This window comes from Peptoanaerobacter stomatis (assembly GCF_000238115.1).
GTDB classification, from domain to species: Bacteria; Bacillota; Clostridia; order Peptostreptococcales; family Filifactoraceae; genus Peptoanaerobacter; species Peptoanaerobacter stomatis.
This window is the reverse complement of the sequence record NZ_JH414547.1, coordinates 118699-135366: the sequence shown is the minus strand read 5'-3', so window position 1 is coordinate 135366 and position 16668 is coordinate 118699. Positions and strand designations below refer to the sequence as shown.

Here is a 16668-nt window from a genome sequence, read left to right as displayed (position 1 = left end):
ATTGAGAAAATATAATTTTAGTTTTGAAATTTTAGATAGATATCATAAATATGTTAAAAATGTCTATCCTGTAAGCTGTCAAGTTGATTATGACAGCTTATCTGTTATAAAGTTAAGTGTTAATATGCTCATAAAAGATGACGGATATAATTATAATGGCAAATATCTTGTTATAAAAAGCTATAATGAAGTTGTCGCTACTGTTATTATAGTAACAAGTATTAGAGACAGATTTAACAAGACTATACGTATTACTGGTTATGATTGCTGCATACTTATACAGCAACAAAAAGCAGAAATAGATTTTATAACTCCAAGCTTTACTAATATTATAAACTATGTTGGGCTTTTACTATTTGAATATTCACACGCCTTCTCTTCTATAGAATCAAACGCAACTAATAAAGCTGAGATATATTTTAATGCAGGCATGTCAACTTTGGAAATAATAAACAATCTGTTGAATTTGATAAATTTCAGCTCTCTACTAACTGACAGATTTGGTGTATTTTATGCCCAAAAATATGAATTGCCAAGTGACAGAACGCCTGAAATAATTTATACAGATGATAAAGATACAAGTATAATATATAAAAATGTTACACAAGAAATTGATATATTTAATGTACCGAATGTATTTATAAGGGTAAGTAATAATAGTGCAATAAATCCACCTGTAAGGGCTGAATACATCAATGATAATCCAGACAGTATATTAAGCACCGTATCACGAGATAGGCGTATAATTGATTATAAACAAGTAAGCAATGTTGCTGACAGTGATACACTATTCGCTATTACAAAAAAAGATTGCTATAATTCAAGTGATATATACGAACATATTGAAATTGAAACGGCAATAAATACCGAGCATTGGTATTTGAATTTAGTTGAACTTAATTTGAAATCTTATGAAATTAATGATAATTACGTTGAAACTTCGTGGAGTATAGATAATTTAAAAGCAGGCGGAAGAATGAAACACAAATTAAGGAGGGTTATACGTGTATAGAGCAGGAATTGTTAAAAAAACTGATCCTTTTCTGGTTCTGTTAGACGGAGATAACACTGCAAAATCTTTTAAAAGACTTGAAAGTTATGCCCCAAAGGCAGATGACAGAGTGATAGCGATAAAAGAAGGTACAAGTTATATAATACTTGGAAGTGTTGTTTAGGAAATTAATATGATACAAGGCAATAAATGAGGACTTAATAGGTCTTTTTTTTATTGCCTTAAATTAAAAGAGAGGTGTATTTATGAGTGTGGAGTTGTCAATATTAGTACCCATTGTATCTGTTGGATTTGCAATATATGCAGGGTTATCTAATATAAAAAGAAATCAGTCACAAGATGAAAGAAATAGTGCGAGTCAAATGACAACAGTTATAGTAAAGTTAGAAAACATCAGTAATGGTATAACTGAAATAAAATCAGAGATGTCTAATGCAAAAGAAGAAATAAGAGAAAACAGAGAAAGAATCGTTAAAGTTGAAGAAAGCTCAAAGCAAGCACATAAAAGACTTGATATGCTTGAAAGTCAGCTACGAGGTGTTTATGAAAAAGAAAATTGAATTTAGCAAATTTATATTTTGCTTTGTAACATTTTTCATAGTGCTATTAACATTGTTTGCTTTTTTTATGATGTACAAAACTAATGATTTAAGCCCATTAGCATATCTAATTCCTGCTTGGTTTTCAGAACTTGGAATAGCTACGGGCTTTTATTATAACAAAGCAAAGGCAGAAAATCTAATCAAATTAAAGAAAATATATAAACTTGATAATGAAACAGTTGAATTGATAAAGGAGTAGAAAGATGAAACAAGAACTTCAAACAACGTTAATACAGTTATTAATAGCAATATTTCCCATATTAACAACTTTTATCGTGAGGTTACTTAATCTGAAATCTAATGAGATAAAAGAGCTCACAAAAAACAGTAGGCTCGATAAGTATATTGATTATGTTGCAGATATAATTAAAAAGTCAGTCATAGCAGTAAATCAAACATTTGTTGAGAAATTGAAAGAGCAAGGTAATTTTACTATCGAAAAACAAAAAGAGGCGTTTGAATTGGCAAAGAAGAAGATATTATCAATGCTGAATGAAGACGCTAAAAAAGCGCTGACTATGATATACGGCGACTTGAATACATTTTTAGATGCACAGATAGAGGCAACAGTCAACAACTTGAAAAATCAAAGTACAAAGGAAGTGATATAGTTGAAAACAAGAGCTGATATATTAAAATATGCTAAAAGTTTAATCGGCTTTACCAATTATAAAATGGGAGCTAAGCATTACAATTATAATAACGATGTGAATAAACCTAAATTGCTTGACTGTAGCGGTTTTGTTGTATGGGCATATAAAATGGCGGGATTTAACGTACCGGACGGAACATATCATCAATGGAACAATTCATATAAAGTATCTGCTAAGGAATTAAAAATTGGAGATATAGGAATAAAAGAAAGTGGCGGACTTGGAATGTATAATCATATCGGTATTTATGCAGGAAATGGATACTGGATACATTGTAATTACAGCCGGAATGGAGTAACACTTGAAAAAACTGATATGTTTAAATTTTATAGAAGATTTAGAAATGTTGTGTTCGCTGATAATTCACCAGCAAGAAAGGAAGAAATCGAAGTGATAGAAAAAGGCAAATATATTATAGATGGCAAAAGTATTGAAATGAACAGGATAATGAAAGACAATATGCAATATGTAAAGTTACAGGACTTAGTTAAAGCTGGAGTGTTAAAAGCTGAATGGGATAACAAGACAAAAATTACTAAAATTATAAAGTAGGGATTAATTCCCTACTCTTTTTTTATGGAAAAGATTATGCTATAATCAAAAATAAAAAGGAGTGTATGTTCTTGGAAAGTATAATATCTATAAAAAAAGAAAAATGTTTTAAAATACTTGAAAAATATTTGGAAGAAACCTGTAAAAATAAAAAGAAAATTAAAGAACTAATAAAACATACTGAAAGAGTATTAAAAATATGTAAAAAAATAATTAATTGTTTTGATATTAATGATAAATATACAAAAAAAATAATTTATAGGAGTGCCATATTTCACGATATAGGAAAATTTAAATATGGTGAAGAACATAATAAAAAAGCAAAAGAAGTATTAGATAAAATTTTAAAAGAAAAAGAAGAAAGCAAATATGGTGATTTAGAGAAAATATACTTAATAATAAAATATCATAGAAATGAATTTGAGCCTGATGAAGATATTGCTATTCCGTCTGCAATATTGAGAATAGCAGATAAAATAGATAAAATAAATAAAAATAAATTTGATGAATTTGTGGATACTTATACATCAAGTATGAGAAAAATTAAAAAAAATTTTAAAGAAAATAATATAAATGATTATGAGAAGTTAAGAGAAGCTTGTGAAATAGTAAAAATACAAACTATAATAAAAAATATATAAAAAAGGATAAAAACATACACTCCTAATCGGAGAGTATGTTTTTTTCTTATTGAAAAAGAACGGGGCTTCGGCACTCCTCATAGGAGAGCCTTGCCCCTTAAATTTTTACTGCTTAAATACTGCTTAAAGGTCAAAAAATATCATTTTTTATCATAAAAATATGAATTTATACAATAACATAAATTACTTAATTTCAATATATTTTGACTTAATTTCAACGAATAATATTTAAAAATGGCGGAGAGAATGGGATTTGAACCCATGATACGATAACTCGTATACACGCTTTCCAGGCGTGCTCCTTAAACCACTCGGACACCTCTCCTAATCAGTATTTTTATCACAAGGGTTATTATAATAAAAATACTTCACTAAGTCAATACTTATAACTTTAAAAAATTTCTATAATCTATACTTAGAGATATAGTATTAATCTTATGTCAATTGTCATTATCTTGAATGCTTATTGCAACCAATGCCAATCGTCCGCTTTTTACATGATAGGAGCAAGTGGACATAACTAATATATCATCTCCATATTTAGGAGATATATCATCAGATATTGCTGTTGCATTTGTTTTCAAAAAATTTATATATTTATTGAATTCTTCTTCGCTTTTTATCGATGTCGTATTATAAAATATATCCGCCGTTCTTGTGTATTCCTTGAGCATTACAGCAGCAAACAGCTTATATTTTTTTAATGCATTTGGCATTTCCAATAGCACAGGATTTGCATTTTTAAGATTATTTTCATCGATATAATTGTGCAAATTTGTAAACATGGTTCCGTCACCCATATTATGTGCATACACTATATATAGACTTGTTTTTTGTGAATTGTCTATTTTTGTTCTATGATCTAAAAAAGGTGTTCCACTTAAAGCATAGTTTTTGTCTATATTTTTTCTTAAATAAAACTGCGGATCATCAGGTGTATACATAACCGGATAATCTATATTGGCTCCCTCCAATTTAATCCATGCTGCTATATCGCTGTTTTTATTTTGCAAATTATCAAAAAATACTTTCAATCTTTCTTTTTGAGTGATTTCTTTTTTTTCAGATTTTTTTTGAATTTGTACATCACTTACTTGCCTATGCATATTACTCAAATTATCAAACTGCTTTTTTGACATATAAAGACTCAAGCGATAAGTCAACAGTAAAACACCTGATGTGACAAAAATGCATATTAAAATTATATTTATTATTTTAAATGTTATCTGTTTCATCTTTAATTCCTTAAATAATATTTTATTAATTGTTATAAAAAATATTTTAATAAATGTATTTTATATTATACTCTAATTTAATACCATTATATTTGTAGTTTAAAAAATAAATATATCATTTGCTTAGAGTTTTTTTATCTAACATTTTATCAAAATGCAAACTATAAAAATATATTACATAAGATATTCCCAAAAAAATTATATATAAACTATTTTAAATAAATCTTAAGTAGCATATTTCTTCTACAATTAAAGATTAAAACAGAAATTACTATAAAATAATTATGAAGATTTATATTACATATCCAAAAGTATTTTTGACAATTCTATAGGTTTTACTGATTTTTCGTCTTTATAAACCCTCATATTTCCACCTGATATCTCGTCTATCAAAACTATGTTCCCTTGTTTATCTCTGCCGAACTCCAATTTGATATCTATCAGTTCAAGCTTTTTATCCTCTATCGTCTTTTGTATTATTTTTGTTATATCTTTTGTAGCTTTTTCAAGGGTTTTGTACTCATCTTTATCAAGTATTTTAAATTTTTCAAGCAATTCTTCGCTTATGAAGGGATCTCCTTTTTCATCATCTTTTAGCGAAACTTCTACATAATAATCTAATATATCTCCATCTTTCGCATATTCTCCGTATCTTCTGATGAAACTTCCTGTGGCTTTTAATCTACATATAACTTCTATTCCTTTGCCGAATACTGTAACAGGTTTTACTGTCATAGTTCTCTCGTCAGGATTCGCTGATATATAATGTGTAGATATGCCTGCCTGCTCTATTTTTTCAAACATAAGTTTAGTCATCAAAAGACCATAATAACCGTTGTCTTTTATTGTCAAACCTACTTGATTTTCACCCGGATCAAATACTCCGTCTTTTCCTGTTACATCATCTTTAAAAAATAATTTTATATTTCCATCATCTAATTGATATACTGTTTTTGTCTTACCTTCGTATATTTTTTGCATATTATTTACTCCTGTAACTCATTTATTATAATTCATAATAATTCTAAATCATATAAATCAATAGAAAACTTCAATAGCAATTTTAAAATTAAAGCATTTTTTATAAAATTACTTATAATAATGTTTTATTTAAGCTCTCCTATATCTTTTCTATAAAAACTGTTAGGAAAATCTATGTTTTCTATCTGTTTATAGCATAGTTGTTTTGCTTGTTTTATATCTTCCCCAAGTGCGGATATTGCTAAAACTCTGCCTCCATTTGCAACATAATTCCCTTTTTCAAGTTTTGTCCCACAATGATAAACAAATGTATCGTCTATATACTCATTTATTTTTATAATACTTCCTTTTTTAGGCTCTCCCGGATAACCTTGTGAAGCCATTATAACTGTTACCGCTGATTTATCATACCATTTTATTTCTTTCTCATCCAGTTTTTGTTGCAATGAACTTTGGATTATATCGAGCAAATCTGTTTTTAATCTTATGAGCAGTACTTCCGTTTCAGGATCGCCAAACCTCATATTATATTCAAGCACTTTTGCTCCGTCATCTGTCATTATAAGCCCTATATATACTATACCTCTTACATCGAATCCTTCTTTTTTTATTCCTTCAAGTGTTTTTTTTGCTATAAAATCGCAACTTCCGTCTAAATAATATGGAGATGGAGAAATACAACCCATACCTCCTGTATTTAAACCTTTATCATTATCATAAGCTTTTTTATAATCACTTGCACTCACCATTGGAACTATAGTTTTTGAATCTGTAAAGCATAGAAGTGACACTTCTTTTCCTTGCAAAAATTCTTCTATAACTACTTTATTACCCTGCTCGCCAAAAACTTTGTCAACCATTATATCTTTTATTGCTTGCTTTGCTACATCAAAATTTTCAGCTATTATTACTCCTTTTCCAGCAGCAAGTCCATCAGCTTTTATAACTACCGGAAATTTAGCTGTACTTATATATGAAATTGCTTGTTTTTCATCTTCAAAAACCTCGTAGCTTGCAGTCGGTATGTCGTATTTCTTCATAAAGGCTTTTGCAAAACTCTTGCTTCCTTCCAATTTTGCTCCTGCTTTGTCTGCTCCGAATATTTTAAGTCCGGCTTTATTGAATATGTCAACTATTCCAAGTGTAAGAGGTACTTCTGTACCTACTATCGTCAAATCTATTTTTTCTTTTAGTGCAAAATCTCTAAGTTTTTCTATATCCTCAGGGTTTATATCTATATTTTCTCCTAAAGATGCCGTTCCTCCATTCCCTTTTGCAAAATAAATCTTATCAACTTTTTTATTTTCAGATATTTTCTTTCCTATTGCGTGCTCTCTCCCACCGGAGCCAATAATAAGTATTTTCATAAAATTCTCCATTTTTTAACAATACTGGTCATAATTTAAAAAGTATATATAAAAATATTGCATATTTTATTACACCATAATTTGTAATATTTTTTTATTATACATATTATTTAATTACTTAACAGCAAGTATTTACATTATTTTAAACAATTTATTTTTTATAGCTAAAATTTAATGTCTGAAATGCCTTACTCCTGTAAATACCATAGATATTCCATTTTTGTCGCATTCATCAATCGATTTTTTATCATTTATAGAACCTGAGGGTTGTATTATAGCTTTTATATTATATTTATTTGCAAGTGTTACAACATCCTCAAATGGAAAAAATGCGTCTGATGCCAACACTGCACCATTTGCCTTCTGTCCTGCTCTTTCAAGCGCGGATTTTGCTGCAAATATCCTGCTCACATCTCCGCCACCTATCCCTAATGTCGCGCCGTCTTTTGCCACTACTATTGCATTGGATTTGACATGTTTGGCAACGGTCATTGCGAATTTCATATCTTCTATTTCTTCTTTAGTTGGAGATTTTTCGGTAACTATATTTAATTCTTCAGGAAATAGCTCACTGTCAGATTCTTGCAATAAAAATCCTCCACCAAGACTTTTATATTGATTAAATTTTTTTATACTGTAATTTTCCAATTCTTTTAACCTTAACAATCTTATATTTTTCTTTTGTTTTAATATTTCTAAAGCCTTTTCTTCAAAGTCTGGTGCAATCACCACCTCTAAAAATATTTTATTTATCTCTTTTGCAGTTTTTTCATCCACTTTTCTGTTCATACATACTATTCCGCCAAATATAGACTGTTTATCGGTTTCATATGCTCTAATATACGCATCATACACATTATCTGCAACAGATACTCCACAAGGTGTGGAATGTTTAACCGCTACACATACAGGTCTATCAAATTCCATAGCCAAATCTGCCGCACTTTGTACATCATTATAATTGTTATATGAAAGTTCTTTTCCGTTTAAAAATTCTGCACATTCTATGCCTTTATTTTCTATAGAATCTGATGAGTAATATGCTGCTTGTTGATGTGGATTCTCTCCATATCTGAGTTGTTGTTTTTTATCAAGCGAAAGCAATATTTTTTGAGGCATTGTGTCTTTGCCTGATATATTTTCTAAATAGTTTGAAATCATTATGTCATATGTCGCTGTTGTCGAAAATGCTTTTTGTGCCAATTTTATTCTGTATAAACTGTCTATACTTTTATTTTTCATTTTTTCTATAACTTCATCATAATCTTTACTGTCTGTTATAACAAGTACACTTTCATGATTTTTTGCTGCCGAGCGTATCATTGTAGGTCCGCCTATATCTATATTTTCTATAGCGTCTCGTAGAGTATGATTAGGATCTGATATTACTTGTTTAAACGGATATAGATTGACAACAACTATGTCTATCGGTGTTATGTCCAATTTTTTCAGTGTATCCATATGCTCTTTTATTTTTCTGTCAGCCAATATCCCTCCATGTATTTTAGGATGCAATGTCTTTACTCTACCGTCAAGACATTCTGCAAATTCTGTTACATCAGAAACTTGAATTGCTTTTATATCATTACTTTGTAATAATTTGAATGTTCCTCCTGATGATATTATTTCTACTCCTAATTTTTCCAATTCTTTTGCAAATTCAACTATACCTGTCTTGTCAAAAACGCTTAATATTGCTCTCATCTATCATTCTCCATATACTGTATTAATATATTTATACTAATCACCAATAGAATAATATATAAATAGTAAAAATTTTATCAAAATTTTAATTTTTCAATAACAATGTTTATAGCTTTAGGTAATATCTTATGTTCTATTTCCAAAATTCGCTTTTGCAAAGTTTGTGCCGTATCATCTTCATTTACTTGCAGATGCTCTTGAATTATTATCTCTCCTGTATCTATGCCGTTATCCACATAATGTACAGTTGCTCCGCTTACTTTTTCTTTATTTCTTATTACCTGTTCATGCACTTTTATACCATAATATCCCTTACCGCAATATTTGGGTATAAGTGACGGATGTATATTTATTATGCGGTTTTCATATCTTTCTATTATTTTTTTATCCAATATGGATAAATATCCTGCCAATACAATCAAATCTATATCATTTTCTTCCAATACTTCAAGCATTTTTTTGATATCGTCTTTTAAAACTACTGATTTTATATTGTTGTCTTTTGCTCTTTTAAGAGCATAAACATCTTGTTTGCTTGAAATTACAAGTTCTATATTAGCTTTTATATATCCTAAATTTACATTATCTATTATAGCTTGCAAATTGCTTCCGGAGCCTGAAACCATAACTGCTATATTAAATAAATTCGATTTCTTCTTCTCCATTTCTTTTTTCTACCTTTCCTATTATATAGGCATCATCCGTTTTTTGTATTTCTTTTAAAACTTCATCTGCATCAGACTTGTCAACTGCTACAACTAAGCCTATTCCCATATTGAATGTGTTGTACATATCTTTATCTTCCAAATTTCCCCATTCTTTTAATAGATTGAATATAGGTGATATTTTATGGTTTTTGATAGTAACAACAGCCTTCAAATCCGGACTTAATATTCTTGGTATATTTTCTATCCAGCCTCCTCCTGTTATGTGGGCTATACCGTTTATATCAAATTTATTTATCAAATTTTGTATCAATCTTACATATATTTTAGTAGGAGTGAGCAATTCTTCACCTAAAGTTTTATTAAGCTGAGGTATGAAAGTATCTACATTCAGTTTTTGTACGTCAAAACACAGTTTACGCACTAATGAATATCCGTTTGAATGTATTCCTGAAGATGATACTCCTATTAAAACATTGTCTTGCTTTAATTTATCACTTGTTATAATTTTAGATTTTTCAACTACGCCTACTGAAAAACCTGCCAAATCATATTCTCCTTTTTTATAAAAATTAGGCATCTCGGCAGTTTCGCCGCCTATTATGGCACACATAGCTTCTTTACAACCGATACTTATACCTTTTACGATGTTTTCAACTTGATTCGGCTCCAATATCCCTGTTCCTATATAATCTAAGAAAAATAACGGTTTTGCACCTATGCAGGCAATATCATTCACACACATGGCAACACAATCTATACCTATACTTTCATGTCTGTCGGTCATAAAAGCCAATTGCAATTTTGTTCCGACTCCATCTGTTCCGCAAACCAATACAGATTCTTCATATCCTTTCGGCAATTCAAACATTCCGCCAAATCCACCTATAGAGCCTAAAACTCCAGGTATATATGTGCTTTCCACATATTTTTTCATCTTTTGGACTGCCTCGTATCCTCTGTTTATATCTACGCCTGCACTTTTATAATCTATTTTATTCATATTTACCTCCGGAAAATTTGCTTAATAATACGTTAGTTGTTTCAAATACAGGATATTTACCATTCAGACAGCCTGTACAAAATCCGTCTCTTCCTTTTAAAGATTCTATAAGACCTTCAAGAGATAAAAAGCCTAAACTGTCAGCCCCTAATGATTCAGCCATTTCTTCTATAGGCATAACATTTGCTATTAGGGCTGAACCGCTTGGCGCTATAACTCCAAAATCGCAAGAATTATATACAGGAGGACAAGTTATCCTGAGATGTACTTCTTTTGCACCTGCATTTCTAAAATTAGATATTAAACTCTTCATTGTTGTACCTCTTACTATACTATCATCTACCAGTACAACTCTCTTACCGTCTATCAATTTTTTTATAGGATTGAGTTTTATTTTCAGACTCATTTCTCTCTTATCTTTACTCGGCTCTACAAATGTACGACCTGTATATTTATTTTTTATAAGAGCTCCACAATATGGTATTTTACTACCTTCTGCATAACCTATACCTGACGGAGTTCCGGAATCCGGCACTCCTATAACTATATCCGCATCTGTCGGATGTTCTTTTGCCAATATTTTACCGGATTTTGCTCTTGCCTCATATACATTTACATCATCTATTGTAGAGTCAGGTCTTGCAAAATATATATATTCGAAAACACAGCTTGCTTTTTTTATACGAGTTTGAGTTTCATAGTTTTTTATCTCTCCATCTTTCAATATGACTATCTCTCCCGGCATAACATCTCTTATAAAATCTCCACCTACCAAATCTATAGCACAGCTTTCCGATGCTATTACATATCCTCCATCCACTTTTCCTATACATAGAGGTCTTATTCCATATTGATCACGAGCAGCTATTATGCTGTCTTGTGTAAGAACTGCCAAAGCATATCCTCCTACAAATGTTTTCAATAAATATCTTATGCTGTCAACTATATTTTCGTTATTAGCTTGTATTATTGAATGAGCTATTATTTCACTGTCACTTGTTGAAGAAAATACTGAACCGTTTTTTTCCAAATATGCTTTTATTGCATTTCTATTTCTTATTCCACCGTTAAAAGCTATTGCCAGACTTCCTTTAGAATAATTTACAACAAAAGGCTGTGCATTATTAGAAAATACTGTCGCATTTTGATCTTGGCTGACGTGACCGAGACATAAGTTGCCTTTTAATAAAGAAAGTATATTGTCATTAAAAACTTCAGTAACTAATCCAAAATCCTTGTAACAACTTATATTACCATCATTGAGCACAGCTATACCGCTACTCATCTGTCCTCGATGTTGAAGTGCATTCAATCCGAAATATGCCGTTTTAGCCAAATTTTTATCATTTGGAACAGACATTGCTATTATTCCACATTCTTCTTTTAATTTATCTTTACCAAAATCATACATTCTATTTTACTGCCTCCAAATTTATAAAAATGGAACTGTACTAAAAAATTATATATTTTTTTGCAATTCTTCACCGTCGCTTAATATTTTTTGTACTTGTTTTTCTCTATGCTCTAATAATTTTTTTGAAAGGTTTTCATCATTTATTGATAACATCTGTACTGCAAGTATACCTGCATTTTCACTACCGTTTATAGCAACTGTCGCAACAGGTATTCCCGATGGCATTTGCACCATAGACAACAATGAGTCCATTCCTCCCAAATCCGATGTTTTTATAGGTATGCCTATTACAGGTTTTGTAGTGTATGATGCTATAACTCCAGCTAAATGTGCTGCTTTTCCTGCCGCTCCTATAAAAATCTTTGTGCCTCTTTTTTCAGCACTTTTTATATACTCTTTTGTTTGTTCCGGTGTTCTGTGAGCTGACAGTATTTTCACTTCATACTCTACAGAGAAATGTTTCAATATATCTACAGATTTTTTTACCGTTTCCAAATCTGATTTGCTTCCCATTATTATAGAAACCATATTACCTCCAATTTTAATTTATCAAAAATTTACTCCAAAAGCTTTCATTTATATAGTTGAACTCAAATATCTTTCATTTGTATACCTTTTAAATATACATATTATCCTATTTTCTAATAAAATTATGGATAACTTATATAATTATATACCATTGATATAAACAGTTTATTTTAAAAATTAATTATTATGTTTTTCCATTATTCTATAAGATTTTAGTATTAAAGATATATTTATCTGCATCATTCCAAACGTTTTATAAAAAATTCTACTTAATACTAAAATACAAAAAATGCGTTTGAATGTATTTGAATAAAAGATATATCTAATCAAATACATTCAAGTCAGCATTTTTATTATATGCCTATTTAATTAGGTGATAGTATAAGCACAAGCTAATACTCATAACTTAAAAAATCACTATAATTTATATTTAAAAATATAACATTTAATTTACTATAAATAATTATTATTCAAAGTATTTTTTTATATTTCCAAATATCTTGGAAGTTTTAGCATCAAACACATTCACGAACAATCCTTCTTCTATTTGTGTGAAATCTCCCAATCTTCCAAGCACTTGACCGTTTGCACTGCACATACTTTCTATACCATATTTTGAACCATATGGATTATCTCCTGCAAATACGCTTACTATCTGACCTGCACTATGATATTTTGCAAAATCTTCTTCTGATAATATAACTCTTGCATCAGTAGACGATACAGGTGTCATCTCCGTTGTTATACCTGTAAAATATGGAGACGTTTCTGATACTATATTAGTTTTAAATATGTCTGCATAGTGTCTGTTTAACGGATTTCTTATTATATCCAAACTGTCTGTTTTTTCTGATATTTTACCGTTTTGTATCAATCCCAAACTTACAAGTGCTTTAAATCCTTCTCCTAAGCCGATTACCAAGCCACCTTTATCTATGAATGAGTTAACTGCATTTGCAACTTGTCTTTGTGACAACACGAGTGTGATGAACTTAGCTTGCGAATTAGGTTTTCCACCACCTGACATTCCTGAAGGTATAACTATTATATTGGCTTTTTCTATTGCTTTTACAAGCTCTTCATAGCTCTCATCAGCATAATTACTTCTAAATAGGACTTCATTTACTTCAAAGCCTGATTTTCTAAGTTGTTTTTTCAAAGTGAATTCTCCATTTGTTCCACTGAAAACAGGCACTAATGCAACAGGTTTTTGAATTTTTTGTCCTTTATAATCTATTTTTATTGCAGATACTTTTTCTACTTTTTCAGGAGTAAATAATTTTTGTTCAAATACTTCACTTAGTGTAGAATTATAAGCTTTTAAAGCCTCTTGTAAATCTATATCTATACCATTTATTTTTACTATTTGTTTGTCTAAAGTTTTTCCTAATAATTCCAAATCCAATTTTTCTTGGGATTCTATTATTACATCTCCATATTTTGCTATGAACAAATCACTCAAATCTTTTATGTTTTCAGCAAATTCAAATCCTATCATATTTCCGAAACACATCTGTGATATTGATGATGATAATCCTCCTGCTCCTACTACACTTGAAGATTTTACTTTATTTTGTTTTATTAATTCTGTAAGTGTCTTTATATTTTTTAATAATAATTCTTCATTTGGAAGATGATTGTCTTGTATTTCATTTTTTAAAATATAAACATAATTATTTGTATTTTTAAATGCCTTTGATACTAATTTTGTAGTATCTACAGGTGCAACTGCAAATGATATAAGACTTGGCGGAACATTTATATTCTTGTATGTTCCTGACATTGAATCTTTTCCACCTATTGATGCCAAATCTAATATATCTTGTGCTAAAAATGCTCCCATAAGAGCTGAATATACTTTGCCCCAACTTTCTTTTGTTGCCATTTTTTCAAAATATTCTTGGAAAGATAATCTTATATCTTCTAATTTTGCCCCCATTGATACTGCTTTCAAAACTGACTCTATAACTGCATAATATGCTGCATGGAATGGACTTTGCACCCCAAAATCAGGATCATATCCGACTGTCATTATAACTCCAAGATCTGTATTTCCATATTCTAACGGAAATTTCATTGCAAGTCCTTGTTCACAAGTCTGTATATATTTCCCTCCAAAAGGATAAAATACACTTTGTCCGCCTATTGCTTTGTCAAATTGATTTGCTATATTTTTTTTGGAGCATACTTTTAAATCAGACAAATTTTCAAGCCAAGCTGTTTTTATATCTGAATTTACTGATTTTTCAGCTTCTATTTTCGGTGATTTTACGCTTACATCAGCTCTTTGTCTTACTCCGCCTGAATTTAAAAACGAAGTGTCCAAATCACAAACTTTTTGCCCTTTATATGTCATAATCATTCTGTTGTTATCAGTAACTGTTGCAACTTTAATCGCATTTAGATTTTCTTTATGTGCCGCTTGAATGAATTTATCTAAATCATTTTTGTCAAGCAATACCGCCATTCTTTCTTGTGATTCCGATATAGCCACCTCTGTTGCATTCATACCGCTATATTTTAATGGAACTGCATCTAAATCTATTTCCAAGCTGTTTGCCATTTCTCCTATAGCTACTGATACTCCGCCTGCACCAAAATCATTACTTTTTTTGATTAATTTTGATATTTCGGGTTTTGCATATAGCCTGACTATATTTCTTTCTATTATAGGATTTCCTTTTTGTACTTCCGCTGAATAATTTTTTGATTCTCCCTTAACTTCTTTTGAAGAACCTGTTGCTCCTCCTAAACCGTCTCTACCTGTATTTCCGCCAAGCATAACTATTACATCACCTGGTACAGGATTTGCTCTTTTTATATTAGCTTTATAATTAAATCCTACTAATGCACCGCACTCCATCCTTTTAGCTTTAAATCCTTCATGATAGTATTCATCAAGATAAGCTGAGGCAAGTCCTATCTGATTAGCATAATCGCTATATCCGTCTGCCGCTGTCTTAGTAAGGTTTCTTTGTGGTATTTTATCTTTTAATGTATCTTCAAATTTTTCTCTCGGATCACTACAACCTGTTATTCTCATAGCACCGAAAACTATTGAACGTCCTGAAAGCGGATCTCTTATTCCTCCACCTATACAAGTACCTGCTCCACCAAAAGGTTCCATTTCTGTAGGGTGATTGTGTGTTTCATTTTTAAACATTAATATGAAATCTTCTTTTTTTCCATCTACTTCTCCTTGCACTTCTATACTGCAAGCATTTACTTCATCAGATTTCTCAAGATTATTAAGTACACCGTTTTGTTTTAATTTTTTCATCTGTATAGTTGCTATGTCCATAAGGCATAACGGACGTTCATCCTTATATACTTCGCTATGTGCCACATCAAACCTTTTTCTTGCAAGTTCCAAACCAAGTCTATTTGCCTCATCTTCTACTTCTATATTTTCTAAAATTGTATTGAATGTACTATGTCTGCAATGATCTGACCAATACGTGTCTAATATCTTTAATTCTGTAACTGTAGGTTCTTTCTTTTCTTTTTCATAATATTCTTGAGTGTACTTCATATCCTCATCATTCATAGATATAGAATATTTTTCTCTCAAAACTTCTAATTCTTTTATAGAAAGTTTTGAAAAATTTGATATGCTCTCTACATTTTCAGGAATCTCTGTGCAATAATCCCAGTTAAATTCTTGGTTTAATGTTATTTCCATAGATTCTAGCGGGTTTATATAATATGATTTAATTTTTTCAAAATCAGATTTTATATCTCCATAAAATATTACTATTTCTAAAGTTTTAACTCTTATATTCTCATATTCAAATTCTAATTTTAAAAGACTCTCACATACATCTGCACTTTGGTCATACTGATGATCTAAATATCTTGTCACATAATAATATGGTGAGTCAATATCTACACTATCACTTACTATATCTATATCTTTATCAGATAATATTTTATATTTTATTTTATTATACGATTCATCATCCATTCCAAGTATTTGTTCTTTATCAGATAACATTATTATTTCATATCCTGTTATTATTCTCACTTTTTCAAGTTTAGTGACATTAAGATATTTTTTAATTTCATTTTCCAAAACTCTTGCTTTAGAATTATACTCATCTTTTCTTTCTACATAAAATCTCATCAAACCACTCCTAAAAAATTAAATTAAAAAATCTGCCAAATATTTCTTAATCAGCAGAAAATAATCAAATTTACGAATAATCTTAACAATATAATTAGACAAATAGCTGTACATAATTAATCCTTACGCTAAACTCTATTTAGATTAAGATACTCTAAAATATATTCAAAAAATCCAGACAATAAATT

General features: G+C 29.9%; 16 protein-coding genes and 1 tRNA gene. 7 read left to right on the top strand and 10 right to left on the bottom strand.

What is annotated here, in order from left to right; all coding sequences use genetic code 11:
• The first annotated feature begins 1 nt into the window (after position 1).
• The 7 genes from HMPREF9629_RS02065 to HMPREF9629_RS02040 all read left to right on the top strand — a co-directional run bounded on the left by HMPREF9629_RS02065 (position 2) and on the right by HMPREF9629_RS02040 (position 3460).
• Positions 2 to 1012, top strand: coding sequence for a hypothetical protein (locus HMPREF9629_RS02065; protein ID WP_009524659.1), 1011 nt, complete (start codon positions 2 to 4; stop codon positions 1010 to 1012).
• Positions 1005 to 1175, top strand: a complete 171-nt coding sequence (locus HMPREF9629_RS11715; protein WP_009524658.1) for a hypothetical protein — start codon at positions 1005 to 1007, stop codon at positions 1173 to 1175. The genes HMPREF9629_RS02065 and HMPREF9629_RS11715 overlap by 8 nt, the downstream gene beginning before the upstream one ends.
• An 82-nt stretch (positions 1176 to 1257) precedes the next feature.
• Positions 1258 to 1572, top strand: a complete 315-nt coding sequence (locus HMPREF9629_RS02060) for a hypothetical protein (protein ID WP_009524657.1) — start codon at positions 1258 to 1260, stop codon at positions 1570 to 1572.
• Positions 1556 to 1813 carry a hypothetical protein gene (locus HMPREF9629_RS02055; protein ID WP_009524656.1) on the top strand — a complete coding sequence of 86 codons (258 nt, stop codon included), beginning with the start codon at positions 1556 to 1558 and terminating at the stop codon, positions 1811 to 1813. Before HMPREF9629_RS02060 ends, HMPREF9629_RS02055 begins: the two co-directional genes overlap by 17 nt.
• A 4-nt stretch (positions 1814 to 1817) precedes the next feature.
• Positions 1818 to 2225, top strand: a complete 408-nt coding sequence (locus HMPREF9629_RS02050; protein ID WP_009524655.1) for a hypothetical protein — start codon at positions 1818 to 1820, stop codon at positions 2223 to 2225.
• Positions 2226 to 2819: a C40 family peptidase gene (locus tag HMPREF9629_RS02045; protein WP_009524654.1), complete on the top strand. Its 594-nt coding sequence runs from the start codon at positions 2226 to 2228 to the stop codon at positions 2817 to 2819.
• 71 nt (positions 2820 to 2890) lie between these two features.
• Positions 2891 to 3460 (top strand): HD domain-containing protein, encoded by a 570-nt coding sequence (locus HMPREF9629_RS02040; RefSeq protein ID WP_009524653.1) that lies wholly within the window; start codon positions 2891 to 2893, stop codon positions 3458 to 3460.
• A gap of 235 nt (positions 3461 to 3695) precedes the next feature.
• Here the strand turns inward: HMPREF9629_RS02040 and HMPREF9629_RS02035 are convergent.
• The 10 genes from HMPREF9629_RS02035 to HMPREF9629_RS01990 form a co-directional block, all read right to left on the bottom strand.
• Positions 3696 to 3785 (bottom strand) — tRNA-Ser (locus HMPREF9629_RS02035).
• A gap of 115 nt (positions 3786 to 3900) precedes the next feature.
• Complete coding sequence (locus tag HMPREF9629_RS02030; protein ID WP_242822001.1) at positions 3901 to 4566, bottom strand: class B sortase; 666 nt, start codon at positions 4564 to 4566, stop codon at positions 3901 to 3903.
• A gap of 426 nt (positions 4567 to 4992) precedes the next feature.
• A complete protein-coding gene (locus HMPREF9629_RS02025) occupies positions 4993 to 5676 on the bottom strand; it encodes a phosphoribosylaminoimidazolesuccinocarboxamide synthase (RefSeq protein ID WP_009524651.1) in 684 nt (227 codons plus the stop codon).
• Positions 5677 to 5801: 125 nt separating this feature from the next.
• Positions 5802 to 7043: a phosphoribosylamine--glycine ligase gene (gene purD / locus HMPREF9629_RS02020; RefSeq protein ID WP_009524650.1), complete on the bottom strand. Its 1242-nt coding sequence runs from the start codon at positions 7041 to 7043 to the stop codon at positions 5802 to 5804.
• A 171-nt stretch (positions 7044 to 7214) separates the two neighbouring features.
• Positions 7215 to 8747 (bottom strand): bifunctional phosphoribosylaminoimidazolecarboxamide formyltransferase/IMP cyclohydrolase, encoded by a 1533-nt coding sequence (gene purH, locus HMPREF9629_RS02015; protein ID WP_009524649.1) that lies wholly within the window; start codon positions 8745 to 8747, stop codon positions 7215 to 7217.
• A 77-nt stretch (positions 8748 to 8824) separates the two neighbouring features.
• Positions 8825 to 9412 (bottom strand): phosphoribosylglycinamide formyltransferase, encoded by a 588-nt coding sequence (gene purN / locus HMPREF9629_RS02010; RefSeq protein ID WP_009524648.1) that lies wholly within the window; start codon positions 9410 to 9412, stop codon positions 8825 to 8827.
• A complete protein-coding gene (purM, locus tag HMPREF9629_RS02005; RefSeq protein ID WP_009524647.1) occupies positions 9384 to 10415 on the bottom strand; it encodes a phosphoribosylformylglycinamidine cyclo-ligase in 1032 nt (343 codons plus the stop codon). The genes purN and purM overlap by 29 nt, the downstream gene beginning before the upstream one ends.
• Entirely contained in the window at positions 10408 to 11826 is a 1419-nt protein-coding gene (gene purF / locus HMPREF9629_RS02000) for an amidophosphoribosyltransferase (RefSeq protein ID WP_009524646.1), read from the bottom strand. The genes purM and purF overlap by 8 nt, the downstream gene beginning before the upstream one ends.
• A 48-nt stretch (positions 11827 to 11874) precedes the next feature.
• A complete protein-coding gene (gene purE / locus HMPREF9629_RS01995) occupies positions 11875 to 12357 on the bottom strand; it encodes a 5-(carboxyamino)imidazole ribonucleotide mutase (protein WP_009524645.1) in 483 nt (160 codons plus the stop codon).
• A 466-nt stretch (positions 12358 to 12823) separates the two neighbouring features.
• Complete coding sequence (locus HMPREF9629_RS01990; RefSeq protein ID WP_009524644.1) at positions 12824 to 16480, bottom strand: phosphoribosylformylglycinamidine synthase; 3657 nt, start codon at positions 16478 to 16480, stop codon at positions 12824 to 12826.
• Positions 16481 to 16668: the final 188 nt, after the last annotated feature.

Bases quoted from the DNA above. Each gene is read 5' to 3' on its own strand.
- HMPREF9629_RS02030 (WP_242822001.1), bottom strand. From the start codon at position 4,566: ATGCATAGGCAAGTAAGTGATGTACAAATTCAAAAAAAATCTGAAAAA.
- purH (WP_009524649.1), bottom strand. From the start codon at position 8,747: ATGAGAGCAATATTAAGCGTTTTTGACAAGACAGGTATAGTTGAATTT.
- purF (WP_009524646.1), bottom strand. From the start codon at position 11,826: ATGTATGATTTTGGTAAAGATAAATTAAAAGAAGAATGTGGAATAATA.
- purD (WP_009524650.1), bottom strand. From the start codon at position 7,043: ATGAAAATACTTATTATTGGCTCCGGTGGGAGAGAGCACGCAATAGGA.
- purM (WP_009524647.1), bottom strand. From the start codon at position 10,415: ATGAATAAAATAGATTATAAAAGTGCAGGCGTAGATATAAACAGAGGA.
- HMPREF9629_RS02060 (WP_009524657.1), top strand. From the start codon at position 1,258: ATGAGTGTGGAGTTGTCAATATTAGTACCCATTGTATCTGTTGGATTT.
- HMPREF9629_RS02050 (WP_009524655.1), top strand. From the start codon at position 1,818: ATGAAACAAGAACTTCAAACAACGTTAATACAGTTATTAATAGCAATA.
- HMPREF9629_RS02055 (WP_009524656.1), top strand. From the start codon at position 1,556: ATGAAAAAGAAAATTGAATTTAGCAAATTTATATTTTGCTTTGTAACA.
- HMPREF9629_RS01990 (WP_009524644.1), bottom strand. From the start codon at position 16,480: ATGAGATTTTATGTAGAAAGAAAAGATGAGTATAATTCTAAAGCAAGA.
- purN (WP_009524648.1), bottom strand. From the start codon at position 9,412: ATGGAGAAGAAGAAATCGAATTTATTTAATATAGCAGTTATGGTTTCA.
- HMPREF9629_RS02025 (WP_009524651.1), bottom strand. From the start codon at position 5,676: ATGCAAAAAATATACGAAGGTAAGACAAAAACAGTATATCAATTAGAT.
- purE (WP_009524645.1), bottom strand. From the start codon at position 12,357: ATGGTTTCTATAATAATGGGAAGCAAATCAGATTTGGAAACGGTAAAA.